Below are 24,357 nucleotides of genomic sequence, written 5' to 3'. Positions count from 1 at the left end.
TACGAATAAAAGGTTCTTCTTATGAAAACATTGCTCCCGACATCGACGGCTGGTAGCCTGCCGAAACCCACCTGGCTTGCGCAGCCGGAAACGCTCTGGTCGCCGTGGAAACTCCAGGACGAGGAATTACTGGCAGGGAAACAGGATGCGCTGCGTTTGTCTCTGGATGAACAGATTCGCGCCGGGATTGATATCGTCAGCGACGGGGAACAAACCCGCCAGCATTTCGTCACCACCTTTATTGAACATCTCAGCGGCGTGGATTTTGAAAATCGTCAGACGGTGCGGATCCGTAACCGTTACGATGCGAGCGTGCCGACCGTGGTAGACGCGGTGGCGCGCCAGAAACCGGTGTTTGTAGACGACGCGAAATACCTTCGCCAGCTGACGGATAAGCCGATCAAGTGGGCGCTGCCTGGCCCGATGACCATGATCGACACGCTATACGATGCTCACTATAAAAGCCGCGAAAAGCTGGCCTGGGAGTTCGCTAAAATTCTCAATCAGGAAGCCCGCGAGCTGGAAGCGGCCGGCGTTGACATTATTCAGTTCGACGAACCTGCTTTTAACGTCTTTTTCGACGAAGTGAATGACTGGGGCATCGCCGCGCTGGAGCGCGCCATTGAAGGGCTGAAATGCGAAACCGCAGTACATATCTGCTACGGGTACGGCATCAAAGCCAATACGGACTGGAAAAAAACGCTCGGCTCCGAGTGGCGCCAGTATGAAGAGGCGTTTCCTAAGTTGCAGACCTCAAAGATCGATATCATCTCGCTGGAGTGCCACAACTCGCGCGTGCCGATGGATCTGCTGGAGCTGATCCGCGGTAAAAAAGTGATGGTCGGGGCAATTGATGTTGCCACCCAGACCATCGAAACGCCGGAAGAGGTTGCCGATACGCTACGCAAGGCGTTGCAGTTTGTTGATGCAGACAAGCTCTATCCGTCCACCAACTGCGGCATGGCTCCCCTTTCCCGCCAGGTCGCCAACGGTAAGCTGAAGGCATTAAGCGCCGGGGCTGACATTATCCGTCGCGAGCTTGCCCGCTAACCTTCAGGTTTGCCAGTACAGCGGCGTACCGAACCGCTCAATATAGTAGTCAATCACCGCCCTGACGTTCAGGGGCGGATGACGCGCGTTCGGGTAAATCGCCGCAATCGTCAGTGGCTCCGTATTAATAGAACACTCCATTTCCGGCAGCAGTGCCACCAGCTCACCGCTTTTGAGCCGTTCGCTCACCATCCAGTCCGGGAATAGCACAACGCCCATGCCGCCCAGCGCCGCAATCAGGAGCGTTTCCGCGTTATTGGAAGTCATCAGCGGTACGATGGGATAGTGAACCCACGCCTCGCCCGACTGCCGGATCAGCCAGCGGTTAGGCCCGGACGAACCGCGGTAAATCAGACAGTGGTGACGGCTGAGATCGTCCGGCCCCTCGGGTGCGCCATGTTTTTGCAGATAGTCCGGCGAGGCCGCCAGATGGTAGAACTGCTGACCGAACACCCGGGCGTGAAACGAGGAGTCCGTCAGCGCGCCGATGCGGAAGATAACGTCCGCGGCGTCGCGGTGCGGATCGATAAAATCGTCGGTGAGGGTCAGTTCAATGGAGAGACGAGGATAACGCGCCAGAAGCCCCGGCAGGCCCGGCGCGATGTGCCGTTGTCCGAAAAAGACCGGGCCATTGATACGCAGCGTGCCCGACGGCTCGCGGGCGCGTTCATCCAGCTCGCGTCGCGCATCCTCCAGATTTCCGGCCATCGCCCGGGCATAGCGCACAAAAAGATGCCCGCTCTCTGTGGGCATAATCGCCCGCGTGTTGCGGTAGAAAAGCTGTTGCCCGAGGGCGTCCTCAAGCTGGTGGATCCTGCGGGAAACCTGCGACGCAGAAATCCCTTCCCGCCTCGCCACCACGGAAAAATTCTGCGTTTCATAAACGTCGATGAAGATCAGCAGCGCGCGAACGCTGATATGTCCGGCATCCATCATTAATGCATTTCCTGCACAGGTGTTTCCTGCATTATGGCATTTTTCTCAATGATGTTCAGACGTAATCTTCTCCGCCTGGAAAAAGGAGAAAAAGCGTTATGCACATTATTTTAATTTTACTGGTGATTGCCGGCGGCATGGGGCTGTCCGTGGAAGCCGGGCTGCTGGGGCCGCTGGGCGCGGAGGTGGGCGACCTGTGGGCGGCGTTCAGCATATTTAGCGTGGGAACCGGGCTGACGTTTCTGCTGATGCTGTTTTTCAGCCCCCGCAACAGTCCCTCATTTTTTGCGCAGCCGTCATGGCACCTGCTGGGCGGCGTGCTCGGCCCGGTCTACGTCATCATTCTCACCATTGCCACGCCAGCGATCGGTATTGCTATGATGATGATCGGCATTCTGGCAGGCCAGGTCTTTAAAAGCCTGATTATTGACCACTATGGCCTGCTGGGTACGCCGCACCGCAGGATCGATACAAAACGCATTATTGCGCTGGGATTTATCATCACCGCGCTCATTCTCGTGGCGCAGGGGTAACGTTATGACAGTGATTATGATTATTCTGGCGGTGATTGGCGGCGCGACGCTGAGCATTCAGGCTACCATTAACGGGCAATTAGGCAGCAGCGTGGGGGTATTCAAAAGCGCGTTTCTGACCTTTTCCGTCGGCGCGCTGGTAACCGCCCTGCTCATTTTCTTTTTTGAGCCGAAACAGGCGGTCAGCCTGATGGATGTGCCCAAGTGGCAGCTTCTGGGCGCCCTGTGCGGCGTGCCCTATATAGTGATTATGGTGCTCGCGGTGCAGCGTATCGGCACCGCCGTTGCCACGGTAGCGGTGATCCTGGGTCAGCTGGCCATGAGCATGCTGATTGATAACTTTGGCTGGCTGAACAATGAAGCCATTCCGTTTTCAGCGAGCCGTTTCGGGGCCGTCGTCTGCCTGAGTATCGCGCTCTTTTTCATCTACTCAAGCAGTAAACCTCAGCCCGAAGAGGATTAACCGCCCTCTTTGCGGGTAAAGAACAGCGTCACCGTGGCGACGGTGACGCCAAATTTCTTCATCTCGGTTTTATTGAATAGGCGGGTGCTGTCCTGCAAATACATCCAGTCATCAAAGTGCAGCAGCCAGGTTTTGCCGTCCGCCTTCACGTTCATGCTGTAGCGCCAGTTAAGGGCGTTGCCCGAAACCTGACCTGTCGCGACACCTTCTATGTCACCCGCCGTGCCTTCGTAACGATCGTGGCCAATGCGGCGGATATGCCAAACGCGCTGCTGCTTTTCGCCATCGTCATAGACAAAATGCTCGTTCAGCGTCAGCGTATCGCCGATAACATCTCCGGCGATCTCGACGTGAAAACGGCGGATCTGCTTACCGCTGCGGTCCTGCACCATCCCCCACGCCTCGGTTTTGCCCTGGAAGTAGTGGAAAATATCAAGCCGTGGCTGTTGCTGACGATACTCGGTCACTTCTGTGCTGCACCCGGCCACCAGCATTGTCAGTGTAAGCGCCATTAACAGGAATCGTTTCATTGTGGTCCTCCGATTAACTGCTGACGCAGTTCAGGATACGCGGTGCGGGGATCGAGCCAGATCGCCAGAAAGCGCGAGCTAAACGCTGCCGACTGGCGCGGCCCGAGGGGCGTAAATTTTTTCTGCAAAGCCGTGGGGCGATACCAAAATTGCCCCTGACCGTTATTAACCACAAACGCGAGCTGCGTGCCGGGCGTGACGTCGGGCCAGAGCGCTTTTAGCATCCGCAGCCAGGCTTCACTCTGCGGCTCCTGCTGCAAAATGCCCTGCGCCTGCCACTGGTCACGGGTCGCCTCGAGCAGGTCGTCGCCATCGATGTCGCGGGCATAGGTGATAATCAGCGCGTTATCGCTGTCTGTTCCTGTATAGCTGCCGTCGGGCGTCAGCAGTTGAGAGGTATAAACGGTAAACGGCCCCCAGGTGAGGGTGGCATCGCCTACCTTGCGCCAGCTCAGCCAGTCAGTCGCCTGCGCGTTACAGGCCATAACGGTTAGCGCGAGCGCGAGTAACAGATGTCTCATTGTTGTCTCCCCATCAGCAGGTGGAAAAACAGCATCAGCACCAGCCAGCCCGGGATCATCCAGCTGACGACGATAAAAGTCGGATCCAGGAACGTGATGGCCCCCAGACGCTCGCCAAACAGGTAGGCCAGCGGCCCGCCCAGGGTCGCCAGCGCCGTCAGCAGCCAGCCCGGCAAGGTGGTCGTGCGGGTCAGTTGCGTCCAGACGGTGGCAAACATCAGCCACAGCGCCACCATCCATAGCGGCATCAGAGACGTGCCAGTGAATGAAATCAACCCCGTCAGCGCCCAAAGGGCGTCCAGCATCGCGCCCGACGCAGCCAGCACAAGAGCGTATACCCGGTGTGATGGCGGTAACAACAGCCAGGCAATCAGCGCCAGCGCGATCCAGATGACCAGCCCCTGCTCGCGAAACAGCACCACCAGCGTCCAGTAGAGATCAAACCCGATGGCCAGCAGAAAGACCTGCCCGTAGCGCTTCATACGCGTTCCGCAGTCAGTTGCACCACGCTGATGGTGCGGGCGTTAAACCCGGCTTCACAGTAGCCGAGGTAGTACAGCCACATCCGGCGGAAACGGTCATCAAATCCGAGCTTTTCAATCTCCTGCCAGGCGTGAACGAAGCGCTGACGCCAGTGCGCCAGCGTGCGGGCGTAGTCCGGCCCCATATCGAAGAGGTTACGCACGACAAAATCGGTATGGCGGGTCATCAGTTCATTCATGGCGGTGATGCTGGGCAAAAAGCCGCCGGGGAAGATGTAGCGCTGAATAAAATCGACGCTTTTGCTGTAGTCGCGATAGCGCTGATCCTGAATGGTGATAGCCTGAATCGCCATCCGCCCGCCCGGACGCAGACGCGCCTGGCAGGTGCGGAAAAACGTTGGCAGGTAGCGTTGGCCGACGGCTTCAATCATCTCAACCGACACCAGCTTATCGTACACTCCGGTCAGATCGCGGTAGTCACAGAGCAGCACCTCAACGCGATCCTGTAAACCTGCCCGCGCGATCCGCGCGGTGGCCCACTGGTACTGCTCCTGCGATAGCGTGGTAGTTGTTACCCGGCAGCCATAATGACGGGCGGCATATTCCGCCATCGCCCCCCAGCCGGTACCAATCTCCAGCAGATGATCGTTTGCGGTGAGCGCCAGTTGGTCGCACAGCCTGGCCATTTTTGCCTGCTGAGCCGCCGCCAGATCCTGCTCTTCCCCGGTAAACAGCGCGCTGGAGTAAAGGAGTTGTTCATCAAGGAAATGGGCGTAAAAGGCGTTGCCCAAATCGTAATGGGCGGCAATATTTTCCCGTGCCTGCGCGCGGGAGTTGCGCCGCATCCAGTGCCGTAGCCGCTCTACCGGTTTCCCGAGCAGGCGAAACCCTTTTTCCAGTTGCCCGAGGATCTGGCTATTGCGCGCTATCAGCTCCAGCAGCGGCGTCAGGTGGGCCGTCTCCCAGTCGCCATCTATCCACGCTTGTGCCGCGGCGAGGCTGCCCCCGGTTAGAATGCGCCAGTAGACGCCCGGCGCGAGTACCTGCACCTCAGCGTGAAGCGCGGTGGAGGCGTCGCCGAACTGGAATGTCTGCGCGCCTTCACGCAGCGTCAGCGAGCCGCCGCGCAGCCCGTTCAGCAGGCGAAAAAGCAGCCATCGCGCGACGCGGACGTTGCGCGGGATATCGGGTTCAAGCGCAAAGACGGGATCGGTCATGAGCGTTCACTCCTGCTTAGGGGATGGTTATGCAGCGGCACGCGCTTCAGCCACAGCCTGAGCGCCTGCCAGTAAATAGCGAGAACGGTTTTGAGGGTCATCAACGGGATCCGCGCCAGCAGCGACCGCAGCGCTGCGCGCGTCAGCGGCGCCCGGCGCAGCGTCAGGGTGGCATCAAACACCTTCGTTTCCTGATGGTTTTCGATATGCATGCGCAGCGTGCTGTCCGGGCTGTTGAAGCGCCAGTGATAGATCATATCCATCGGATTAAAGGGCGAGACGTGAAACGCTTTCTGCGTCGGCGGGGCGTCCCGCCCCGCTACCGCGTAGTAGTGTCGTTCATTCCACGGCGTGTTGCGGACTTCGGCGAGAACCCAGCGCAGGGTGTCTTCCCCGTCATAGCAGTAGTAAAAATTGACTGGGTTAAAATGAAAGCCGAAATAACGCAGTTGGGTTAGAAGCATGACCCGCCCCGCCGGGCGTTCGCCGGTCAGATTTTCCAGACGCTCAAGGACGCGCTCTTTGAGCGGCGTGCCCAGCGGGTAGTCCGCATCATAAAATGCCGCGGGCGCAACGCGGTTACGGCGCACACCGACGGAGGGCAGCGCGTCCAGCTCATCGAGATCGAGCCAGGCCATAAAGACGCTGTAGGTAAAGTGGTGCGCTTTTGGCGAAAGACGGCGATGGCGCAATGTGCCGTGGTAAAGGCAGCTGTTCATCTCAGTTGCCCTCCCCGGCCGCGATAGCGTTTACCACATCCAGCGCACTGCGTACCCCATCTTCGTGGAAGCCGTTGTACCAATACGCGCCGCAGAACCAGCTCCGCTGGCGACCATTTATTTCTCCGCGTCGGGCCTGGGCTTGCCAGCTTTGCGGGTTAAAAAGCGGATGCTCATAGACAAAGCGGCGCAGCACATAGCGTTCTTCCACCGGCGTTTCCGGGTTGAGGGTGACGCAAAACAGCGGGCTACCCGGCGGCAGTCCCTGCAAAATATTCATGTTATAGGTGACGCAGGCGCTGGCCCGATCCTGCTCGCTGAGGCGGTAGTTCCAGCTCGCCCACGCGCGCTTGCACACCGGCAGCCAGCGCGGATCGCTGTGAAGCACCACCTCGTTACGCTGCCAGCCGATATCACCCAGCACCTCACGTTCAGCCTGCGTTGGGCTGGCGAGCATCGCCAGCGCCTGAGCGGAGTGGCAGGCGAAGATCACCTGATCAAAGTTGTCTGTTACGCCCTCACGCGTTATATCAACCCCGCGATCGTGGCGAATAACCTGCTGCACCGGCGCATTGAGGTGCAGCGTCAGGCGATCGCCAAGCTTGTCCAGCATCGCGCGGATGTACTCCCGGGAGCCGCCCGGCACCACGTACCACTGCGGACGATGGGTAATGTCCAGCAGACCGTGGTTCTCGAAAAAGCGTAAAAAGAGCGGCAGCGGGAAGCGTTTCATCTCCTGTAGCGAGGATGACCAGATAGCCGCCCCCATTGGCAGAATGTAGTGACGGGCAAAAAAAGGCGTGAAGCGGTGCTGGTGCAGGAACGTCTCCAGCGTGGCGGACTCGCTGACGTCACCCCGGAGCGTCTGTTTCGCCAGCCGGTTAAAGCGCACGATCTCCTTCAGCAGCGTCCAGAAGGCAGGGTTTAACAGATTACGACGCTGGGCGAACAGCGACGTCAGCGTGTGGCCGTTGTACTCCAGCCCGCTCTGCGGGTTATGCACCGAAAAACTCATCTGCGTTTTTTGCCCGCTGATGCCCAGTTCGCTCAGCAGCCCCATGAAGCGCGGATAGGTGCGGTCGTTGTAGACAATAAAACCGGTGTCGATGGCAAAGTTGCCCTGCGGCGTGTCGACATCCACCGTTGCGGTATGACCGCCCGGCGTGGCCTGCGCTTCAAACAGCGTGACCTGATGATGTCCGGCGAGCCGCCAGGCACAGGTTAACCCGGCGATACCGCTGCCGATAATCGCGATCTTCATGGTCGCACCATCCTGCGCAGCAGTGCGCGCTGAAGTATATCGGGCAGACCGGAGAGCAGGCGCAGCGCCAGGCTAAACCCGGCGGGAAACGCGATATGATCCTTCCCTTTTGCCAGACCGCGACGAATGGCATGGACGGCGTCCTCCACGCTGACCCGGCCCGGCATCGGGAAATCATTTTTTCGGGTCAGCGGCGTGTCGACAAAACCAGGTGAAACGACCGTGACGGCGATCCCTTTCGGCTCCCAGTCGAGGCGCAGCGTGTCGGCAAACCAGGTTAACGCCGCTTTAGAGGCGCCATAGGCTTCTGCTCGCGGGAAGTGAAGCCAGTGCGCCATCGAACTGATCAGCACCACGCGGTTGCCGGATATCAGCTGCGGCTGCAACGCCGCAAGGCAGTTTACCGGCCCCATGAAATTGGTGGTCATGACCCGCGCCACCAACGCGGCATCCACCTCGCCGCGATCGAGATACTCGCAGGTTCCGGCGCAAAGAATCACCGTGTCGGCAGCACAGTCCGCCAGCGCCTGGCGACAGGCGTCCCTGTCTGTCATATCGAACAGGCGCACCGTAATGTTGGGGCTGTGCTGATGCACAGCTGCCAGACGTTTCGCATCGCGCCCGCAGGCAATCACCCGGTAACCATCGTCGGCAAAAGATTTCGCCAGCCCGGCCCCTATGCCCGAGCTTGCGCCGGTGATCAGAACCGTTTTCATGATTTCACTCTCCGCTTCACGCCGCGTACGGCCCAGCCGAGCACCGGAAGATGTTCGTAAATCATCTCTCCGGCATCGTAGTAATCCCGCTGGCGAACTATGCGATCGTCGCGCATGTCTACCACAGAGCAGCCCGGCAGCTGGCGCATTGCCCCCCGGGCAATACGCGGGTGCGACCAGTGCATCATCCAGGTAACAACAAAGCGATCGCCCTGCTGCAAGGGTGCATCGACGGTAAAGCGGCACCGCTGGACGTTAGCCAGCAGGTGAGTGAAATAGCGCTGAATCGCGAACAACCCGCTGTGTTCGCCAAAGGGATCGATAAGCGTGGCATCGGCGCGATAAATCTTTGCCAGCGCCGAAGGTGGCTGGGTATCCAGCGTGGCGTAATAATCAACGAATCGACTGATGACGGACGGCAACGTGCTCATGGGTCACATCCTGGCTGTAAACAACGTAGCGAAATCGCATAATTAAAACTTACACAATTAGCGTTATTTGTCCAAGTTTGTGCAGATGTATTTTTTATACCTCTTTTAATTCAGTATTTTAAAAACTTTCCCTGAGGTGCCAATTTGAATCAAAAGCAGATTCTCACCGCCGTGCCGTTATTTTTTAGGGATAACCTTAAGGCAAAGGTGCCATTTATCTTCCAGACTTATCCTTTTAATTCATAAGGATGTCACGCGATGAAAAATTTACTGATGGCGCTCTTTTCCAGCCCGGAATCCTTGTTGCAGGTTATGAGTCACCAGGAAATTATCGAAGCCGTAGAGGATGGCGACCGCATCATCATCGATCAGGATGGAAACGCCTCGGTTAACTACAAAAGTAACGAGGTTCGGCAGGACTTTCTGCGCCATGTCAACGCGCTGAAGAGGGCCTGAAATGGGAACGGCAATATTCATGGTATTGATGGTATGCGGCTACTGGTACACCAGCCGCGATCTCTCAACCCGGTTCAAAATTAAGCGTTCATTCGGCTGGGATGTCTATTTCCTTGTGGCGCTGTATGGCTGCATTTTCGTTTTACAGGGCGTGATCGCCACCGGCCTGCTCTGGCTGCTGTTGTTCGCCCTCTCCGCCGCCGACAACACGTTCCATTTCACGTCCGCAAAATACGCCGACTGGCAAATTGATTTTATGAACTGGAGCTTTTTAGGGATTCAGGCTCCGGTCGTGGTGATGCTGGCCTTTGCGATCCTGTTTTGTCTCTATCGTTCTAACTGGGCCGGCAGCGCGCGGCTGGACGGCGAAGGCCGGAAAAAGCTCTACAAGCGGCTGGCACAATCGAGCGGGATTGAACAACTGCTCTATCAGTGCATGGAGGAAGGTGAACTTGCGCACGTCACGCTGAAGTCGCGGCGAATTTATATTGGCATGATCCATACCGCCACGCTGGAGTATGAAAAAACCGCCAATATCGTGCTTATCCCGATGCTGAGCGGCTACCGCGACGGGGAGAACATGCAGCTGTGTATTGAGCACAACTACAGCAAATGGTACGCCGAGCATGAGGTTACGCTCGACTCAGAGCCAAAAAGCGCTATGGATTTCCGTAAGGTGATCATGCTTGATCAGATCGAGAGTATTTCGCTGTTCGATCCGGCAAGTGCCAGCGCGCTGGCGATGCGTGAATAAAAAAATGGCGCCTTATTTCTAAGGCGCCAGGATTATGTGGATGAAACCTGAACTTATGGCGTTACGATATTGAACCAGAAGTCAAATTTGTCCATGTAGCTCAGCATCTCTTCCAGCTTCGCCCCGTTTCCACTCACCTTCACGTCACCTTTATCCATCGCCTGCTTCAGCGTCTCTTTCTTAAGGATGATGTTGTTCAGCGTGGTGCGATCAAGCGCGATAGTTGCGTCGGCATCCTTCGCCTGCGCGTTGGCGGTATGGTTCAGCACGCCGTTTTCCAGTTCCAGCTTGTATTTGCCGCCATCCTTACCGAGATCGACATTGAAGACCGCCTTCGCGTTACCGGCACGCACCCCGTTGATGTGCACACCCAGGTAGTCGAAGAACATTTCCGGGGTCATCGCCCGCACGGTATCCGGGCTGGCGGTGTTCGGCGTCGGCAGCTTCTTCACGCCATTACGCAGTTCTTGCGCGCCGGTCAGGTAGAAGTTACGCCAGGTGCCCGCCTCCGCCTGGTAACCTAACTGCTCAAGCGCGTCGGCTTCCAGATTACGGGCAGCCTGGTTGTTAGGATCGGCAAAGACCACTTTGCTGACCACCTGAGCAACCCAACGGTAATTACCCTGCTGATAATCCGCTTTGGCTTTCTGCATGATGGCATCAGCGCCGCCCATGTACTGCACGAACTTCTTCGCAGCCTGTTCAGGCGGCAGCTCGTCGAGGGTTGCCGGGTTGCCGTCGAACCAGCCGAGATAAAACACGTAAGTGGCTTTGACGTCGTGGCTAACGGAGCCGTAGTAACCGCGGCTTGCCCACTGTTTCTCGAGCGATTCCGGCAGCTTAAATTCTGCGGCGATCTCATCGCGAGTCAGGCCTTTGTTGGCCATACGCAGGGTCTGGTCGTTGATGTAGCGGTACATATCGCGCTGGCCTTTCATCAGCTTGACGATATTCTCGTTACCCCAGGTCGGCCAGTGGTGCTGCGCAATAATCACTTCCGCGTCCGCGCCCCAGCGCTCAATGGCGGCGTTAATGTACTTAGACCAGGCCAGCGGGTCGCGGATTTTCGCGCCGCGCAGGGAGTAGGTATTGTGCAGAGTATGGGTCACGTCCTCTGCGGCCTCGATCATTTTCTTCTCTTTGACGTACCACAGCATCTCCGACGGAGCTTCTGAACCCGGCGCCATCATAAAGTCGTAGGTCAAGCCGTCGATCACTTCTTCCTGACCGGTATGGGTAATGTAGTCGGTCGGCGGGATGAGGGTGACAGTACCCGCAGAGGTGGTGGTGCCAAGGCCTGCACCCACCTGGCCTTTTGCATCCGGCTTCAGCAGGTTGCCGTACATATAGCTCGCACGGCGGCTCATCGCGTTTCCGGCCATAATGTTTTCGGAAACCGCCTCTTTCATAAAGCCATCCGGCGCGTAGATTTTCACTTTGCCAGACTTGACGTCAGCTTCGTCAACCACGCCGCGCAGACCGCCATAGTGGTCAACGTGGCTGTGGGTGATCACCACAGCCACGACCGGTTTCTTGCCGCGGTTTGCATAGTAGAGATCCAGCGCTTCTTTCGCCGGTTCAGCGCTTAACAGCGGGTCGATAACGGTAATGCCCTTCTCGCCCTCAATGATGGTCATGTTGGAGAGATCGAGATTACGGATCTGATACACGCCGTCGGTGACCTTAAACAGCCCGCCAATGTTGATCAGCTGTGACTGACGCCACAGGCTCGGGTTAACCGTATCCGGGGCTTTTTCACCCTCTTTGACGAAATCATATTTCGCCGGGTTCCAGATAACGTTCCCCTGCTCGCCTTTGATCATGTTTTGCGGCAGCGGGGCGATAAAGCCTTTATGGGCATTTTCAAAGTCGGTTTTATCGGCAAACGGTAATTTGTTATACAGGGCGTTATTAGCCTGCTGGGTTGTAGGAGTGGCATCCTGCGGCTGTACTTCCGCAAACGCGGAAAGCGACAGCGACGTCAACACACCGGCCAGCGCCAGATGTTTAGCGATTATCGTTAATTTCATTAAATGGCCTCATAGATTAATTGCGCCGCCAGCGATATTTAATTGTGGCGGATAATTTTAATGCGAACTCATTGAGGACCATTCTAACCAGAATACCTTCCCTTCATAGTCCCATATGGGACTGGTTATTTATCGATTCGTAATCCGTGGGCTATTGCTGCTATACTCGCTACCATAGCAGACGTTGCGGGGAGAGGCTTAGCGTGAATTTTCAGGATATCCATACCTATTATCAGCAACTCAATATTGGGCAATTTTTTCCGCAAATGCTTTGTGAAGGCGAGGTCTTAACCGTTGCCGCAAATAAAAAACTCACCGTTGAACCTGGCTATATTTATTTCTGTACTGAAGGGTCGCTGACGATATTAATGCCTGATGATGGGCTGAATATTGGCAATACTATTGAGTATATGCCGATCGGTTTAATGGAAAGGTATTGTCCACTGGCGAAGTATGAATATCGCAGCAGTGCCAGGGTGAAACTGGTGAGAATATCCTGGGCCGACTTCGACCAGATATTTTTCCAGGGTGGGCCTGAGCGCATGCAGGCGCTGGCCACCATACTGACCTATATGTCGATATTCACCATCGACCTGCATAACGAACGCAGGCAGGTCACCAGCTACCAGACCATTAAACCCATGCTCTATCGCTATCTTTATCGGCAGGAAACCCACACGGGAGAGAATGAGGGTCTGGCGCTGTTTATCATCAAGCGCACTAACCTGTCGCGAACGCATGTCTTTCGCGTGCTGGCGGATCTTAAAGCCGGGGGCTATATCACCATGAAGCGCGGAAAGCTGGTGTCGATAGACCGTCCGCTGCCGGAGGCGTATTAAATTACGCCCCTGAAGCGAATGCTTCAGGGGCTGGCTGATTAACGCACCAGGTGCAGGAAGTGCAGATGTTTTTCATACTGGTCCAGGATATCGTTAATTAACTGCTCCTGGTTCCAGCCCATCACATCGTAATTTTGCCCACCTTCCTTGAGGTAGATTTCTGCCCGATAGTACCGGTGCTGTTCTGCCTGAATCTCATCATTCTCCATGGCCGCTAGCGCGAAGGTCGGCGAGTTATAGCCACGCAGCCTGACTTCATAAATGAAATTCAGCTCATTGCCTAAATCCACCTCAAGGCGAATACGATCGTCCGACGCGTCGCTGATATGGCTCTGCGTTCCCTGCTTATTCAGTTCATCCTGCACCAGCACCATGGCCGGTTTGATCACCTCCTCCATAAAGCGTTTCACCAGGGAGCGTTTAGGTAAGTAGGCGATGTTACGCAGTCTGCGCTGCCACGGAATGGGGTTACGGGCCGCTGTCGGCGCGATCGTGGCCATACTCAGGCTCTCGCGTTTGGTCAAATCGCGTCGGAGCGCCTTCAGCAGGCCATAGATCGACACCAGCAGGATCATCGAGAACGGTAGCGCGCTGGCGATAGTCACGGTTTGCAGCGCACTCAGTCCGCCCGCGAGCAGCAGCGCGATAGCGACTACGCCCATCAGCGCGGCCCAGAAGATGCGCTGCCAGACGGGGGTATTGGCCTCGCCGCCGGACGCGAGGGTATCCACCACCATCGCCCCGGAGTCGGCTGAGGTCACAAAGAAGACGATGACCATCGCCATGGCAATAAATGACAGCACGGAAGAGAACGGGAAATGCTCAAGGAAATTAAACAGCGCCAGCGCCACGTCCTGCTGGACGGTATTCGCCAGATCGGACGCTCCCTTGTTCATGATGAGGTAAATGGCGCTATTGCCGAACACCGTCATCCACATCAGGGTAAAGCCCGCCGGGACAAACAGCACGCCGGTCACGAACTCGCGGATGGTTCTGCCGCGGGACACACGGGCAATGAACATCCCGACAAACGGCGACCAGGACAGCCACCAGCCCCAGTACAGCAGCGTCCAGCCTCCCAGCCAGTTGCTGGATTTCGGTTCATAAGCGTACAGGTTAAACGTCTTGCTCACCAGCTCGGACAGGTATCCGCCGGTATTTTCCACAAAGGATTTCAGCAGGAGTACGGTTGGCCCCAGGCACAACACCAGCACCAGCAGCAGTACCGCCAGCCCCAGATTGAGCTCTGATAAAATGCGAATGCCTTTATCCAGACCGGACACCACAGAAATGGTCGCCAGCCCGGTAATCAGGACGATAAGGATCACCTGCACGGTATCGTTGATGGGTACGCCAAAAAGGTGGTTCAGCCCGGCATTGACCTGTAAAACGCCGTAGCCTAACGAGGTCGCCACGCCAAATACGGTGCCGATTACCGCGAAGATATCCACCGCATGACCTATCGGGCCGTAAATACGGTCCCCGATAATCGGATAAAGCGCCGAACGAAGCGTCAAAGGCAGGCCGTGGCGGTAGCTGAAGAACGCCAGAATCAACGCAACGATGGCGTAGATAGCCCAGGCGTGCAGCCCCCAGTGGAAGAATGTCAGCCGCATGGCCTCTTTGGCCGCAGCGACCGTTTCAGGTGTCCCCACCGGCGGGGAAAGGTAGTGCATGACCGGCTCCGCCACGCCGAAGAACATCAGGCCGATCCCCATCCCCGCCGAGAACAGCATCGCGAACCACGAGTGATAGCTGAAGTCAGGCTGGGAGTGGTCGGGCCCGAGTTTAATATCGCCGTAGCGGGACAAGCCGAGGAACGTCACGCTCATTAAAATCAGCGCGACGGCAAGAATGTAAAACCAGCTGGCGTTGGTGAATATTTGCTGTTGCAGTAGCTTAAAGTTTTTATCGGCAACGTCAGGGAAAATCGCGGCAAAGGCGACAAGAAGGAAAATTAACAAAGCAGATGTGTAAAATACCGCTTTGTTAATCTGGCTTTTGGACTGCTTTGGGATAGTGTCGTTTCCACTCATATAGTGTCTTCCATAAACGCATTGACCGCTCTGAATGAGAGGCGTGATCTGCGTCAGGGTAACAAAATCCCTTTATGAATGCAGGTCTGAAACGTTCAATTATACACTATCCCCAAAGGGTATTTGTTGCGCGTTAACGCATCCCTATGCCATTGCATTATTTCGCAGGCAAGAAATGGTTAATTATCCCGGCCAGCCGACTTGGGCCGTAAGTTCTCATCGAATACCAGCCGTTTTCGTCCGGGCTCTTCTTCCCGCAGCGGCTCTACCTGATGCAGCGTCTGCTTACAGCGATCCACCAGCACCTGATACTCCCGCGTGCCCTGCTTTTTCCACTCTATTTCCTGCGCGCTTAGCTCACGAATCGCTTTCGCCGGACTGCCAAGGATTAAGTGATTCGCAGGCATTTCCGCTTTGGCCTTCACAAACGCCGCCGCCCCGACGATGCTGTTTTCGCCGATCGTCGCCCCGTCCATCACCACCGCATTCATCCCCACCAGCGCATTACGACGGATAATGCAGCCGTGCAGGATCGCACTGTGGCCGATATGCCCGTCCTCTTCCACCACCGTGTCCTGCTCCGGAAAACCGTGCATCACGCAGTTATCCTGAATGTTCGCGCCGTCTTTCACCACGATCCGGCCAAAATCACCGCGCAGGCTGGCGTTGGGGCCTACGTAAACACCTTTGCCGAGGATCACGTCGCCAATCAGCACCGCGGTCGGGTGAACATAGCTCTCTTCAGGCACGACCGGCGTCAGACCATCAATTTGATAAACAGGCATACCCTCTCCTTATGTGATATTCAGACCACCAAAACGCTGGTGATAAAGCGTGCCGGGCGCGGGCAGCTCGCCGACGGAGGTTTCCCCCTTCTCACTGACAAACGCCAGGGCTCCCGCTGCCACGCGCTGGTAGATGTTAATGCACAGCTGTCGCGCGCTCTGTCCCGCCCAGTGCGCCGGGAGTAACTCCTCCGGCAACAGCGGATCTTTCAGCACCACGCGACGATAAAAATGAATGAGTAACAGCTGGATCTGAAAGCAGCGTTCCGGGGTTAAATCCTCGGGCGACGCCTCTTTCAGCAGCGGCAGCAGCGGACGGAACGAGTTGATAAACGTTTCGTACATCGCGTTTTGTTCGGTCAGCTGCCAGCACTCTTCCACGCGGGATCGTAACGCCGCGCGTGACAAAGCCAGCGGCGAATGAGCTTCAAAGAAAATGACGTTTTCCGCCACGCCCGCGTCATGCAACAGCGACTGCACGTCCGCGAGGTTCTGCGACGGCGAGGCCATCAGGCTCGGCGCCAGCGTGCCGAACCCTTGCCAGATGAGCTGTTTTTTCACGTCCGCGAGCGTGGTTTTATCCAGCCCCTCGGAAAGCAGTAGCAGCCATTTACCATCCCATGCCGGCAGTTCTGCACGGTAGATTTTATTTTCCGCGCGTCGGGTCAAACGCAGCCCCTTGTCGCTGAGACGGTAAAAGCTGCGGCGGCCAATGCGGGACACGTCCAGCCAGCCCTCTTTGTTGAGGCGAAACAGCGCGGTGCGCACAAAGCGCTCCCCGAATCCCATCCCTTCCAGCAGGGCCGCCAGACTGCCGAGCCAGATCTCTCCGCCGCGATGGGAAAGCGCGTCGCCATACAGCGAGGAGATAAGCGACGTTCCGCTGACGGGAACAGAGCTGACTGCGTGCTGGATAAAGGCATCAAGTTTATTCATGTGATTCATTCTGTTGTTATTTTTTTCCTGGATGAATCATAGCATACGAATCTGGGGTGTACCCTCACCCTAACCCTCTCCCAAAGGGAGAGGGAACTTAATACACCCTCTCCCTTTGGGAGAGGGCTGGGGTGAGGGAATTCAACCGTTGGCTGCAACCTTACGCAAATCAAACACCCGGCAGGCTTTACCCTCGGATCGCGGTATGCTTCCGCAGTTAACGATCATCACATCGGTTGAAATCCCCACCATCGATTTAATCCGATGACGCAGCTGATGGCAGACCTGACAACGCTGTTCATGCGTCAGCGTTAAGCTACTCTGTTTCAGCTCGACCTTCACCGAAAGTGAATCAAGATGCCCGCGGCGGTTCACCTCCAGCTGATAGTGCGGCGAAAGATGTTCGAACTTGACGATCTCCTCTTCCAGCTGTGACGGGAAGACGTTAACGCCGCGAATGATGAGCATGTCGTCGCTGCGCCCGCTGATGCGATCCATCCGGCGCATGGTGCGTGCGGTGCCCGGCAGCAGGCGCGTCAGGTCGCGGGTGCGGTAGCGGATCACCGGCAGCGCCTCTTTGGTCAGCGTGGTGAACAGCAGTTCACCCTGCTCGCCGTCGGCCAGCGGCGAGCCGTCATTCGGGTTGACGATCTCCGGGTAGAAGTGATCTTCCCAGATGGTCGGGCCGTCAGCGGTTTCAAGACACTCCATCGCCACGCCCGGCCCCATCACCTCGGAGAGACCATAGATATCCAGCGCGGTAATGCCCAGCCGTTTCTCGATTTCGCGGCGCATCGCCTGCGTCCACGGCTCGGCGCCAAACACGCCGACGCGCAGGGAACAGGCGCTGGCATCACCGCCCATCTGACGCTCCAGTTCTTCGATCAGGTTCAGGCAGTAAGAGGGCGTCACCATGATCATATCCGGCTGGAAATCGCGGATCAGCTGCGCCTGCTTCTCCGTCTGGCCGCCGGACATCGGGATCACCGTCGCCCCCAGACGCTCTGCACCGTAGTGCGCCCCCAGCCCGCCGGTGAAGAGCCCGTAACCGTAGGCGACGTGAATTTTATCCTTCGCGCTGCCTCCGGCGGCGCGCAGGGAACGGGCGACGATATTGGCCCAGTTGTCGATATCATTCTGGGTATACCCCACCACGGTCGGCTTTCCGGTGGTGCCCGACGAGGCGTGAATACGCACCACCTGCTCCATCGGCACCGCAAAGGTATCGAACGGGTAGTTGTCGCGCAGATCCTGCTTGGTGGTGCACGGGAATTTTTGCAGGTCCGCCAGCTCGTTGAAATCGTCAGGGTGAACGCCCGCGGCATCAAACTTGCGTTTGTACATCGGAACGTTGTTGTAGGCGTGGTTCAGCGTCCACTTCAGGCGCGCGGTCTGCAACGCCTGCAATTCATCAATGGACGCGGTTTCGATCGGATCAAGCTTTGTTGTATTTATCATCGCAGGGTACTCACATTATTGTTCGCTCAAACACGCTCAAGGATCATGGCAATGCCCTGACCCACACCGATGCACATCGTACACAGCGCGTAGCGCCCGCCGCGTCGGTGCAATTCATTGCTCGCGGCCAGCGCCAGTCTGGCACCGCTCATTCCCAGCGGATGACCTAGCGCGATCGCTCCGCCGTTCGGGTTGACATGCTCCGCGTCATCCGGCAAGCCCAGCTGACGCAGCACCCCCAGCGCCTGTGCGGCGAAGGCTTCGTTAAGCTCAATGACGTCCATATCGGTGATACTGAGTCCGGCACGTTCCAGCACCTTACGGGTGGCGGGAACCGGGCCTAATCCCATCAGACGCGGCTCGACGCCCGCGGTCGACATGGCCACAATGCGGGTGCGCGGGGTTAACCCCTGGGCAAGCGCCATCGGCTCGCTGGCGATAATCAGCGCCGCCGCCCCGTCGTTGACGCCAGAGGCGTTCCCCGCCGTCACCACACCGTTCTTGCGAAACGGGGCTTTCAGCGCGGCAAGCTGTTCAAGGGTGGTTTCGGCGCGCGGATGCTCGTCTACGCTCACTTCCGTTACCGCGCCTTTTTTCCCCGTTACCTGTACCGGGATTATCTCCTGCGCCAGAACGCCATTCTGCTGCGCCCGCGCGGTGCGCTGCTGGCTGCGCAAGGCAAATGCGTCCTGATCGGCACGGCTTATATTTAACAATTCCGCTACATTCTCTGCCGTTTCCGGCATGCTGTCAGTTCCGTATTGCTGATGCATGAGCGGATTCACAAATCGCCAGCCGATGGTGGTGTCGAAGATCTCCGCCTGACGCTGAAACGCCGCGGTGGCTTTGCCCATCACGAAGGGCGCACGGGACATGGATTCGACGCCACCGGCGATCAGCAGATCGCCATCCCCGGCCTTAATGGCGCGCGCCGCAAAGCCAAGGGCATCCAGACCGGAGCCGCACAGGCGGTTAATGGTGGTACCGGAAACGGTCTGCGGCAGCCCGGCCAGCAGCGAAGACATGCGCGCCACGTTGCGATTATCCTCTCCGGCCTGATTTGCGCAGCCGAAGATCACGTCATCTATGCGCTCCAGATCGAGCTGCGGGTAACGCGCCAGCAGCGCACGCAGCGGAACGGCCCCTAAGTCATCGGCACGCAGGCTGGATAATCCTCCACCGTAGCGACCGACCGGGGTACGCACACCCTCACAAATAAATGCGTTACGCATCAGGCTTCTCCTGTCACACTGCCGCCGGTGCGGTGGGATTTCCCGCGAAAAAGAGCGACGGTTTTCTGTTGTTGATTCTGAATTTCGATGTCGTAGACGCCGGTCAGTTTGCCCTGATGCTTCACCCGCGCGGTAGCGGTCAGCTTATCGCCAGCAAAGCCCGGACGCAGAAAATCGATGGCGCAGCCTGAGGCCACCGCCGCCAGCCCCTGACTGTTGCAGGCGTAGGCAAAGGCGGTATCGGCCAGCGAGAATAGCTGTCCGCCGTGGCAGGTTTTATGCCCGTTAAGCATCTGCGGGGTGATGGTCATGGTCACCACCGCGTAGCCCTCGCCCATCTCGATAATGTCCATCCCCATCGCCTGCGCGCAGGCGTCCCGTTCGTACATCGCGCGGGCGTTATGCCAGGCGTTATGACTCATAACTACTCTCCAGAAGCGCACGCTGGCGCAGCAGTGAACAGGGGCGATAACGTTCCTCGCCGTAGTGACGTTGCAGGTTCTCCAGCAGCGTTAACAGACGCTGCCAGCCAAGGCGCTCGCCCCAGGCGATGGGGCCGCAGGGATAGTTGACCCCTAAGCGCATGGCGGTATCGATGTCTTGCTCACTGGCGACCCCTTTTTGCAGGGCATCCAGCGCTTCGTTGGCAATCATCGCCACCGTGCGCCAGATCAGCAGGCCGGGGTAATCCGCAATCTGGACCACCCGTTTCTCCTGGTGCTGCAACCAGTAAATGGCTTTCTGCGTGGCGGCGTGCGGGTTGCCGGGCGCGGCGGCTATAACGGCCACATCCCGCTCGATGCGGTCGACCACCACCACCGGACAGCCGTGGCGCAGCGCCAGCGACTGCGCGGTTTCACCCTGCGTTTCGATCAACAACAGATCGTCAATTTCCGTGACACCGTCACTTCTTCGCTGTGCGCGCATCGGGCTGAAGCTGTGGCTGACCGGGGCGAGCCAGCTGACGGCGGGTTTGTCCTCCTGCCAGCGGTAAACGCCCTGCCCGCTTTTCTTACCCAGACGCCCCGCCAGCACCAGCTCCTGCTGCACCAGCGACGGCAAAAAACGACGCTCCTGCCAGAAGGCGTTAAATACGGAGCAGGTCACGGCAAAGTTGACGTCCTGACCAATCATGTCCGTCAGCTCAAGCGGCCCCATCGGGAAACCCCCGCCGTCTCGCAGGGCGGCGTCGATCACCTCGGGCGCTGCCACCTGCTCTTCCAGCGCGCGCCAGGCTTCCGAGTAGAAAGGACGCGCTACGCGGTTGACGATAAACCCCGGTGTGGACTGGCAGCGTACCGGCTGCTTTCCCCAGCTCAGCGCCAGCTCGCACAGCGCATCGGCCACTTCGGGTGAGGTCGCCAGCCCGCTGACCACCTCCACCAGCTTCATCACCGGGGCAGGATTGAAGAAGTGCAGCCCGGCGACGCGTTCAGGGTGGTTTATCTCCGCCGCAATCGCGGTAACGGAAATAGACGAGGTATTGCTGGCGAGTAGCGTCTGCGGCGGGCAAACCTCTGCCAGCTGGGTAAACAGCGCCTTTTTCACTTCAAGCCGCTCGGAGGCCGCCTCGATCACCAGATCGGCTTTCGCCAGAGCAATGATATTCGTCACCGGCGTCAGGCGGGCGAGGATCTGTTCCCCGGCGTCGGCAGAGAGTTTTCCGCGCGAAACGCGAGAGGACAGCCGCTGGCGAATGCCGTCGACGGCGCGGGAAATCGCCGCAGCGTCAATGTCGTACACCAGAACCGGATGACCGTGGCTGGCTGCCACTTCGGCAATCCCGGCGCCCATGGTGCCGCTGCCAATGACGGCGACCGTATGGATATGCACCATCTTATTTCCCCGTAAAGTTCGGCGCGCGTTTTGCCAGGAACGCGCTGACGCCTTCCCGGTAGTCGTCGCTGCGTCCGGCCAGACGTTGATAGTCGCGCTCCAGATCAAGCTGGGCGTCGAGGGTGTTGGTTTCGGCGGCATTGATTGCCTGCTTGATCAAGCCCAGGCCATAGGTCGGCTGCGAGGCAAAATGCAGCGCCATCCGCTGTGCGGTGGCGGAGAGCTGCTCGTCGTCCACCACATGCCAGATCATTCCCCAGGCCTGTGCCTGCTCGGCGCTGAGCTTGTCGCCCAGCAATGCCAGCCCCATGGCGCGGGCGCGTCCGGTCACGCGCGGCAGCAGCCAGGTTCCGCCGCAGTCCGGTACCAGCCCGAGCTTGCTGAAGGCCATCACAAAGCTGGCTGAACGGCCCGCAATCACCATGTCGCAGCCGAGGGCCAGCGTGGCTCCTGCCCCCGCCGCCACGCCGTTAACCGCGCAAATCACCGGCTTCGGCAGTTTTGCCAGGCGGCGCACCAGCGGGTTGTAAAAAGTCTCAACGGACATGCCCAGATCCGGCGCAGGGCCGTTCGGGTCCACGTTACGGTCGTTGAGATCCTGCCCGGCGCAGAAACCGCGTCCTGCCCCGGTGATCAGCAGGCAGCGGATAGCGTCATCGCGCTCGGCCTGCTTCAGGCATTCGGAAAGCTGCTGGTGCATGACATCGTTAAAGCTGTTCAGGCGCTCCGGGCGGTTCAGCGTAATGGTCATTACGCCCTGCTCAACATGGCTCAGAATAAATTCCACAATTAGCGTCCTTTAAAGTCTGGGGTGCGTTTTTGTAAAAAGGCGTTGATACCTTCCCGGCGATCGTCTGTGGCCGCGAGCAGCGCAAACAGCTGACGCTCCTGCGCCAGCCCGGCCTGAAGCGGCACTTCCTGCGACTGGCGAAGCGCCTGCTTCGCCGCCTGTAACGCCAGCGGCGAGTGGCGCGCCATCAGCCCCGCCTGCTTCAGGGCGTACTCCAGCGTCAGCGAGGCCGGGTAGACGTCGCTGACCAGCCCGGCGCTGTGCGCCTGAACCGCCGTGATGCTTTCGCCCGTCAGCACCATTTTGCTGGCCAGCGATTTGCCCACGCTACGGATTAGCCGCTGTGTGCCGCCTGCGCCCGGCATGATCCCGAGGGTGATTTCCGGCAGGCCAAAGCGGGCGTTATCACCGGCAATCACCACGTCGCAGAGCAGCGCCAGCTCACAGCCTGCCCCCAGCGCGTAGCCGTTCACGGCGGCAATCAGCGGTTTGGTGAAGGCGTTTATTCGCGCCCACAGCTGCGGGCGGATATCGTTCAGGGTTGCGGGCAGGTCTTTCTCCGCCATTTCGTTGAGATCGGCCCCGGCGGCAAAGCAGCGTTCGTTGCCGTAAATCACACAGACGGCGATCTCCGCATCCGCGGCGGCGGCTTCAAGCTGCTCCGCAATTTGCGTGAGCAGGGCATTGTTGAGCGCGTTGCGCGCCGCCGGACGGTTAAGCGTCAGCTGCAACACGCGGCCATGACGGGTGACAATCAGTTCGCTCATGCCATCCCCTTCGCATCAAAATCGACGATAACGTCAGCGGTTAACGGCAGCGCCTGACAGCTCAGCACATAGCCTGCGGCCAGCTCGTCCGGCTCCAGGCTGTAGTTGGTCGCCATGTCCACCTCCCCGCGAAGCACTTTGCATTTGCAGGTGGCGCACACGCCGCCCTTGCAGGCGTAAGGCAGATCTGCCCCCTGACGCAGGGCCGCGTCAAGAATGCTCTCGTCGTCCGCCGTCAGGGTGATCTCCCTGTCGCGCCCGTCCTGACGGACGGTGACCTTCTGCCCGTCGGCCTGCACGCTGACTGTCCGCTTAACGGGGGTTCCCGGCGTGTTAAAGCGTTCAAGATGGATCGCTTTTTCCGGCATACCCAGCGCTTTCAGCGCCGCCTCAGCCTCGTCCATCATCGCCGACGGGCCGCAGATGAAGGCTTCATCGTACTGGCGGAAATTCACCAGCGTTTTTGCCAGCGCATGGAGCTTTTCCCCGTCAATACGGCCATGGAGCAGATCGCTGTCGAGCGTCTCCTGGCTGAAGATAGAGATCAGCTGCAAACGCTGCGGGTATTTATCTTTCAGGTCCGCCAGCGCCCGGCGGAACATCATGCTCTGGCTGCTGCGGTTACCGTAAATCAGGGTGAAGTGGCTGTGGGCTTCAGTGGCCAGCGTAGCGGACATAATCGCCAGCATCGGGGTGATCCCGGACCCGGCGGCAATCGCCAGATAGTGGCCTTCGCGTTCGGCCTGCGGCTGGTAGCCAAAATGCCCCTGGGGAACCATCACCTCCAGCGCCATGCCCGGTTTGATCTCGTCCCGGGCATAGCGGGAAAATCGTCCGCCCTCGATGGCTTTGACCGCCACGCTGATCTCACCGCACGCGGTGCTCCGGCAGATGGAGTAACAGCGGCGCAGTTCATCCCCGCCAGGACTGGCTTTCAGGGTCAAATGCTGACCGGGACGGAAGCGGTACGCCTCCTGTAACGCCTGCGGCACCGCGAAGGTAATGGTCACCGCGTCGCGGGTTTCAGGTTCCACTTTTGCCACTGTTAATGAATGAAACGTTGTCATGGCAGCCTCAAATACATTTGAAATAGTCGAAGGGCTCACGGCAGGTATTGCAGCGGTAGAGCGCTTTGCAGGCCGTGGAACCAAATTCACTGATGAGCGAGGTATCGGTGCTTGCACAGCGCGGGCAGCTCACCTCCGCGGGAACGTGGGCATGGCAGCTATGGCCAACAGGCGGGCTGATACCATATTCCCGCAGGCGCCTGCGGGCATCGTCGGTCATCCAGTCGGTGGTCCAGGCGGGCTCCAGTTGCAGCAGAATATGTACCGGGGAAAAGCCGTTCCCGGTCAGAGTTTCGCGGATCGCACCCAGCAGATGCTCCGTTGCCGGACAGCCCGAATAGGTTGGCGTGAAGCCTATAACCCAGCCTTCCCCCTGCGCCTTCACGCTGCGCACCATGCCTAAGTCGGTGATGGTCAGCACCGGCACTTCCGGGTCGGGGATCTGGCTTAACAGCGCCCAAATCTGCGGGATTTGGGCAGGCGCAATGTCGACGAGGCGTTGCATAGCGTTC

General features: G+C 58.3%; 27 protein-coding genes. 6 read left to right on the top strand and 21 right to left on the bottom strand.

The window, feature by feature from the left end:
* The first annotated feature begins 21 nt into the window (after window positions 1-21).
* The gene (locus HWQ15_RS19075; RefSeq protein WP_003857302.1) at window positions 22-1,050 is read left to right on the top strand and encodes a methionine synthase; all 1,029 of its coding nucleotides are present in this window, start codon (window positions 22-24) and stop codon (window positions 1,048-1,050) included.
* A 3-nt stretch (window positions 1,051-1,053) separates the two neighbouring features.
* On the opposite strand, the gene HWQ15_RS19070 is transcribed toward HWQ15_RS19075, so the two are convergent.
* Window positions 1,054-1,986: a LysR family transcriptional regulator gene (locus HWQ15_RS19070; protein WP_063148851.1), complete on the bottom strand. Its 933-nt coding sequence runs from the start codon at window positions 1,984-1,986 to the stop codon at window positions 1,054-1,056.
* Window positions 1,987-2,084: 98 nt separating this feature from the next.
* On the opposite strand from HWQ15_RS19070, the gene HWQ15_RS19065 reads away from it, so the two are divergent.
* Both HWQ15_RS19065 and HWQ15_RS19060 read left to right on the top strand, forming a co-directional pair.
* Complete coding sequence (locus tag HWQ15_RS19065; protein WP_176587408.1) at window positions 2,085-2,519, top strand: DMT family transporter; 435 nt, start codon at window positions 2,085-2,087, stop codon at window positions 2,517-2,519.
* Window positions 2,520-2,523: 4 nt separating this feature from the next.
* Window positions 2,524-2,982, top strand: coding sequence for a DMT family transporter (locus HWQ15_RS19060; protein ID WP_063850090.1), 459 nt, complete (start codon window positions 2,524-2,526; stop codon window positions 2,980-2,982).
* On the opposite strand, the gene HWQ15_RS19055 is transcribed toward HWQ15_RS19060, so the two are convergent.
* Genes HWQ15_RS19055 through HWQ15_RS19020 form a run of 8 tightly spaced genes read right to left on the bottom strand, consistent with a single transcriptional unit; the run spans window position 2,979 to window position 8,859 of the window.
* Window positions 2,979-3,512, bottom strand: coding sequence for a DUF3833 domain-containing protein (locus HWQ15_RS19055; protein WP_046621638.1), 534 nt, complete (start codon window positions 3,510-3,512; stop codon window positions 2,979-2,981). The genes HWQ15_RS19060 and HWQ15_RS19055 overlap by 4 nt on opposite strands.
* Window positions 3,509-4,033: a hypothetical protein gene (locus tag HWQ15_RS19050; protein WP_063148849.1), complete on the bottom strand. Its 525-nt coding sequence runs from the start codon at window positions 4,031-4,033 to the stop codon at window positions 3,509-3,511. The genes HWQ15_RS19055 and HWQ15_RS19050 overlap by 4 nt, the downstream gene beginning before the upstream one ends.
* Entirely contained in the window at window positions 4,030-4,515 is a 486-nt protein-coding gene (locus HWQ15_RS19045) for a DUF2878 domain-containing protein (protein WP_046621641.1), read from the bottom strand. Before HWQ15_RS19045 ends, HWQ15_RS19050 begins: the two co-directional genes overlap by 4 nt.
* Entirely contained in the window at window positions 4,512-5,732 is a 1,221-nt protein-coding gene (locus HWQ15_RS19040; protein ID WP_063145948.1) for a cyclopropane-fatty-acyl-phospholipid synthase family protein, read from the bottom strand. The genes HWQ15_RS19045 and HWQ15_RS19040 overlap by 4 nt, the downstream gene beginning before the upstream one ends.
* Entirely contained in the window at window positions 5,729-6,451 is a 723-nt protein-coding gene (locus tag HWQ15_RS19035; protein WP_063148848.1) for a DUF1365 domain-containing protein, read from the bottom strand. Before HWQ15_RS19035 ends, HWQ15_RS19040 begins: the two co-directional genes overlap by 4 nt.
* 1 nt (window position 6,452) lies before the next feature.
* The gene (locus HWQ15_RS19030) at window positions 6,453-7,712 is read right to left on the bottom strand and encodes an NAD(P)/FAD-dependent oxidoreductase (RefSeq protein ID WP_063148847.1); all 1,260 of its coding nucleotides are present in this window, start codon (window positions 7,710-7,712) and stop codon (window positions 6,453-6,455) included.
* Window positions 7,709-8,428 (bottom strand): SDR family NAD(P)-dependent oxidoreductase, encoded by a 720-nt coding sequence (locus HWQ15_RS19025; protein ID WP_063137709.1) that lies wholly within the window; start codon window positions 8,426-8,428, stop codon window positions 7,709-7,711. The genes HWQ15_RS19030 and HWQ15_RS19025 overlap by 4 nt, the downstream gene beginning before the upstream one ends.
* Window positions 8,425-8,859: a nuclear transport factor 2 family protein gene (locus HWQ15_RS19020; RefSeq protein WP_022648036.1), complete on the bottom strand. Its 435-nt coding sequence runs from the start codon at window positions 8,857-8,859 to the stop codon at window positions 8,425-8,427. The genes HWQ15_RS19025 and HWQ15_RS19020 overlap by 4 nt, the downstream gene beginning before the upstream one ends.
* Window positions 8,860-9,117: 258 nt before the next feature.
* Between HWQ15_RS19020 and HWQ15_RS19015 the strand changes: the two genes are divergently transcribed.
* Window positions 9,118-9,315 carry a hypothetical protein gene (locus tag HWQ15_RS19015; RefSeq protein ID WP_022648035.1) on the top strand — a complete coding sequence of 66 codons (198 nt, stop codon included), beginning with the start codon at window positions 9,118-9,120 and terminating at the stop codon, window positions 9,313-9,315.
* Window position 9,316: 1 nt separating this feature from the next.
* Window positions 9,317-10,069 carry a hypothetical protein gene (locus tag HWQ15_RS19010; protein ID WP_022648034.1) on the top strand — a complete coding sequence of 251 codons (753 nt, stop codon included), beginning with the start codon at window positions 9,317-9,319 and terminating at the stop codon, window positions 10,067-10,069.
* A 53-nt stretch (window positions 10,070-10,122) separates the two neighbouring features.
* Here the strand turns inward: HWQ15_RS19010 and HWQ15_RS19005 are convergent, their stop codons facing one another.
* Complete coding sequence (locus tag HWQ15_RS19005) at window positions 10,123-12,099, bottom strand: alkyl/aryl-sulfatase (RefSeq protein ID WP_022648033.1); 1,977 nt, start codon at window positions 12,097-12,099, stop codon at window positions 10,123-10,125.
* A 203-nt stretch (window positions 12,100-12,302) separates the two neighbouring features.
* Between HWQ15_RS19005 and HWQ15_RS19000 the strand changes: the two genes are divergently transcribed.
* Window positions 12,303-12,938: a helix-turn-helix domain-containing protein gene (locus HWQ15_RS19000; protein ID WP_032624309.1), complete on the top strand. Its 636-nt coding sequence runs from the start codon at window positions 12,303-12,305 to the stop codon at window positions 12,936-12,938.
* Window positions 12,939-12,976: 38 nt separating this feature from the next.
* On the opposite strand, the gene HWQ15_RS18995 is transcribed toward HWQ15_RS19000, so the two are convergent.
* From HWQ15_RS18995 to paaD, 11 genes are all read right to left on the bottom strand, one after another.
* Complete coding sequence (locus HWQ15_RS18995; RefSeq protein WP_063148846.1) at window positions 12,977-14,974, bottom strand: choline BCCT transporter BetT; 1,998 nt, start codon at window positions 14,972-14,974, stop codon at window positions 12,977-12,979.
* A 179-nt stretch (window positions 14,975-15,153) separates the two neighbouring features.
* Entirely contained in the window at window positions 15,154-15,759 is a 606-nt protein-coding gene (gene paaY / locus HWQ15_RS18990; protein WP_023300036.1) for a phenylacetic acid degradation protein PaaY, read from the bottom strand.
* A 9-nt stretch (window positions 15,760-15,768) separates the two neighbouring features.
* Complete coding sequence (gene paaX, locus HWQ15_RS18985; RefSeq protein WP_032622213.1) at window positions 15,769-16,704, bottom strand: phenylacetic acid degradation operon negative regulatory protein PaaX; 936 nt, start codon at window positions 16,702-16,704, stop codon at window positions 15,769-15,771.
* 132 nt (window positions 16,705-16,836) lie between these two features.
* Complete coding sequence (gene paaK / locus HWQ15_RS18980; RefSeq protein ID WP_023300034.1) at window positions 16,837-18,153, bottom strand: phenylacetate--CoA ligase PaaK; 1,317 nt, start codon at window positions 18,151-18,153, stop codon at window positions 16,837-16,839.
* A 26-nt stretch (window positions 18,154-18,179) separates the two neighbouring features.
* The gene (gene pcaF / locus HWQ15_RS18975) at window positions 18,180-19,385 is read right to left on the bottom strand and encodes a 3-oxoadipyl-CoA thiolase (protein ID WP_063215916.1); all 1,206 of its coding nucleotides are present in this window, start codon (window positions 19,383-19,385) and stop codon (window positions 18,180-18,182) included.
* Window positions 19,385-19,807, bottom strand: a complete 423-nt coding sequence (paaI, locus tag HWQ15_RS18970; RefSeq protein WP_023300032.1) for a hydroxyphenylacetyl-CoA thioesterase PaaI — start codon at window positions 19,805-19,807, stop codon at window positions 19,385-19,387. Before paaI ends, pcaF begins: the two co-directional genes overlap by 1 nt.
* Window positions 19,797-21,221, bottom strand: coding sequence for a 3-hydroxyacyl-CoA dehydrogenase PaaH (gene paaH / locus HWQ15_RS18965; RefSeq protein WP_063148844.1), 1,425 nt, complete (start codon window positions 21,219-21,221; stop codon window positions 19,797-19,799). Before paaH ends, paaI begins: the two co-directional genes overlap by 11 nt.
* Before the next feature lies 1 nt (window position 21,222).
* Window positions 21,223-22,011, bottom strand: coding sequence for a 2-(1,2-epoxy-1,2-dihydrophenyl)acetyl-CoA isomerase PaaG (paaG, locus tag HWQ15_RS18960; RefSeq protein ID WP_139153380.1), 789 nt, complete (start codon window positions 22,009-22,011; stop codon window positions 21,223-21,225).
* On the bottom strand, window positions 22,011-22,778 hold the full coding sequence (paaF, locus tag HWQ15_RS18955; RefSeq protein ID WP_022648023.1) for a 2,3-dehydroadipyl-CoA hydratase PaaF: 768 nt from the start codon (window positions 22,776-22,778) through the stop codon (window positions 22,011-22,013). The genes paaG and paaF overlap by 1 nt, the downstream gene beginning before the upstream one ends.
* The gene (gene paaE / locus HWQ15_RS18950) at window positions 22,775-23,845 is read right to left on the bottom strand and encodes a 1,2-phenylacetyl-CoA epoxidase subunit PaaE (protein WP_032676250.1); all 1,071 of its coding nucleotides are present in this window, start codon (window positions 23,843-23,845) and stop codon (window positions 22,775-22,777) included. The genes paaF and paaE overlap by 4 nt, the downstream gene beginning before the upstream one ends.
* Before the next feature lie 7 nt (window positions 23,846-23,852).
* A complete protein-coding gene (gene paaD / locus HWQ15_RS18945) occupies window positions 23,853-24,350 on the bottom strand; it encodes a 1,2-phenylacetyl-CoA epoxidase subunit PaaD (protein ID WP_032624316.1) in 498 nt (165 codons plus the stop codon).
* Window positions 24,351-24,357 lie beyond the last annotated feature (7 nt).

Source organism: Enterobacter sp. DSM 30060, assembly GCF_013375955.1.
In the GTDB taxonomy this organism is placed as follows: domain Bacteria; phylum Pseudomonadota; class Gammaproteobacteria; order Enterobacterales; family Enterobacteriaceae; genus Enterobacter; species Enterobacter intestinihominis.
Note: the sequence above shows the minus strand (reverse complement) of the source record. Positions and strands in the feature narration are given on the sequence as shown.

Bases quoted from the DNA above. Each gene is read 5' to 3' on its own strand.
- HWQ15_RS19035 (WP_063148848.1), bottom strand. From the start codon at position 6,451: ATGAACAGCTGCCTTTACCACGGCACATTGCGCCATCGCCGTCTTTCG.
- paaX (WP_032622213.1), bottom strand. From the start codon at position 16,704: ATGAATCACATGAATAAACTTGATGCCTTTATCCAGCACGCAGTCAGC.
- paaK (WP_023300034.1), bottom strand. From the start codon at position 18,153: ATGATAAATACAACAAAGCTTGATCCGATCGAAACCGCGTCCATTGAT.
- HWQ15_RS19055 (WP_046621638.1), bottom strand. From the start codon at position 3,512: ATGAAACGATTCCTGTTAATGGCGCTTACACTGACAATGCTGGTGGCC.
- HWQ15_RS19005 (WP_022648033.1), bottom strand. From the start codon at position 12,099: ATGAAATTAACGATAATCGCTAAACATCTGGCGCTGGCCGGTGTGTTG.
- HWQ15_RS19075 (WP_003857302.1), top strand. From the start codon at position 22: ATGAAAACATTGCTCCCGACATCGACGGCTGGTAGCCTGCCGAAACCC.
- HWQ15_RS19070 (WP_063148851.1), bottom strand. From the start codon at position 1,986: ATGATGGATGCCGGACATATCAGCGTTCGCGCGCTGCTGATCTTCATC.
- HWQ15_RS19065 (WP_176587408.1), top strand. From the start codon at position 2,085: ATGCACATTATTTTAATTTTACTGGTGATTGCCGGCGGCATGGGGCTG.
- HWQ15_RS19060 (WP_063850090.1), top strand. From the start codon at position 2,524: ATGACAGTGATTATGATTATTCTGGCGGTGATTGGCGGCGCGACGCTG.
- paaH (WP_063148844.1), bottom strand. From the start codon at position 21,221: ATGGTGCATATCCATACGGTCGCCGTCATTGGCAGCGGCACCATGGGC.
- HWQ15_RS19015 (WP_022648035.1), top strand. From the start codon at position 9,118: ATGAAAAATTTACTGATGGCGCTCTTTTCCAGCCCGGAATCCTTGTTG.
- paaF (WP_022648023.1), bottom strand. From the start codon at position 22,778: ATGAGCGAACTGATTGTCACCCGTCATGGCCGCGTGTTGCAGCTGACG.
- HWQ15_RS19020 (WP_022648036.1), bottom strand. From the start codon at position 8,859: ATGAGCACGTTGCCGTCCGTCATCAGTCGATTCGTTGATTATTACGCC.
- paaE (WP_032676250.1), bottom strand. From the start codon at position 23,845: ATGACAACGTTTCATTCATTAACAGTGGCAAAAGTGGAACCTGAAACC.
- pcaF (WP_063215916.1), bottom strand. From the start codon at position 19,385: ATGCGTAACGCATTTATTTGTGAGGGTGTGCGTACCCCGGTCGGTCGC.
- paaY (WP_023300036.1), bottom strand. From the start codon at position 15,759: ATGCCTGTTTATCAAATTGATGGTCTGACGCCGGTCGTGCCTGAAGAG.
- HWQ15_RS19025 (WP_063137709.1), bottom strand. From the start codon at position 8,428: ATGAAAACGGTTCTGATCACCGGCGCAAGCTCGGGCATAGGGGCCGGG.
- HWQ15_RS18995 (WP_063148846.1), bottom strand. From the start codon at position 14,974: ATGAGTGGAAACGACACTATCCCAAAGCAGTCCAAAAGCCAGATTAAC.
- HWQ15_RS19030 (WP_063148847.1), bottom strand. From the start codon at position 7,712: ATGAAGATCGCGATTATCGGCAGCGGTATCGCCGGGTTAACCTGTGCC.
- HWQ15_RS19045 (WP_046621641.1), bottom strand. From the start codon at position 4,515: ATGAAGCGCTACGGGCAGGTCTTTCTGCTGGCCATCGGGTTTGATCTC.
- paaI (WP_023300032.1), bottom strand. From the start codon at position 19,807: ATGAGTCATAACGCCTGGCATAACGCCCGCGCGATGTACGAACGGGAC.
- HWQ15_RS19040 (WP_063145948.1), bottom strand. From the start codon at position 5,732: ATGACCGATCCCGTCTTTGCGCTTGAACCCGATATCCCGCGCAACGTC.
- paaD (WP_032624316.1), bottom strand. From the start codon at position 24,350: ATGCAACGCCTCGTCGACATTGCGCCTGCCCAAATCCCGCAGATTTGG.
- HWQ15_RS19010 (WP_022648034.1), top strand. From the start codon at position 9,317: ATGGGAACGGCAATATTCATGGTATTGATGGTATGCGGCTACTGGTAC.
- HWQ15_RS19050 (WP_063148849.1), bottom strand. From the start codon at position 4,033: ATGAGACATCTGTTACTCGCGCTCGCGCTAACCGTTATGGCCTGTAAC.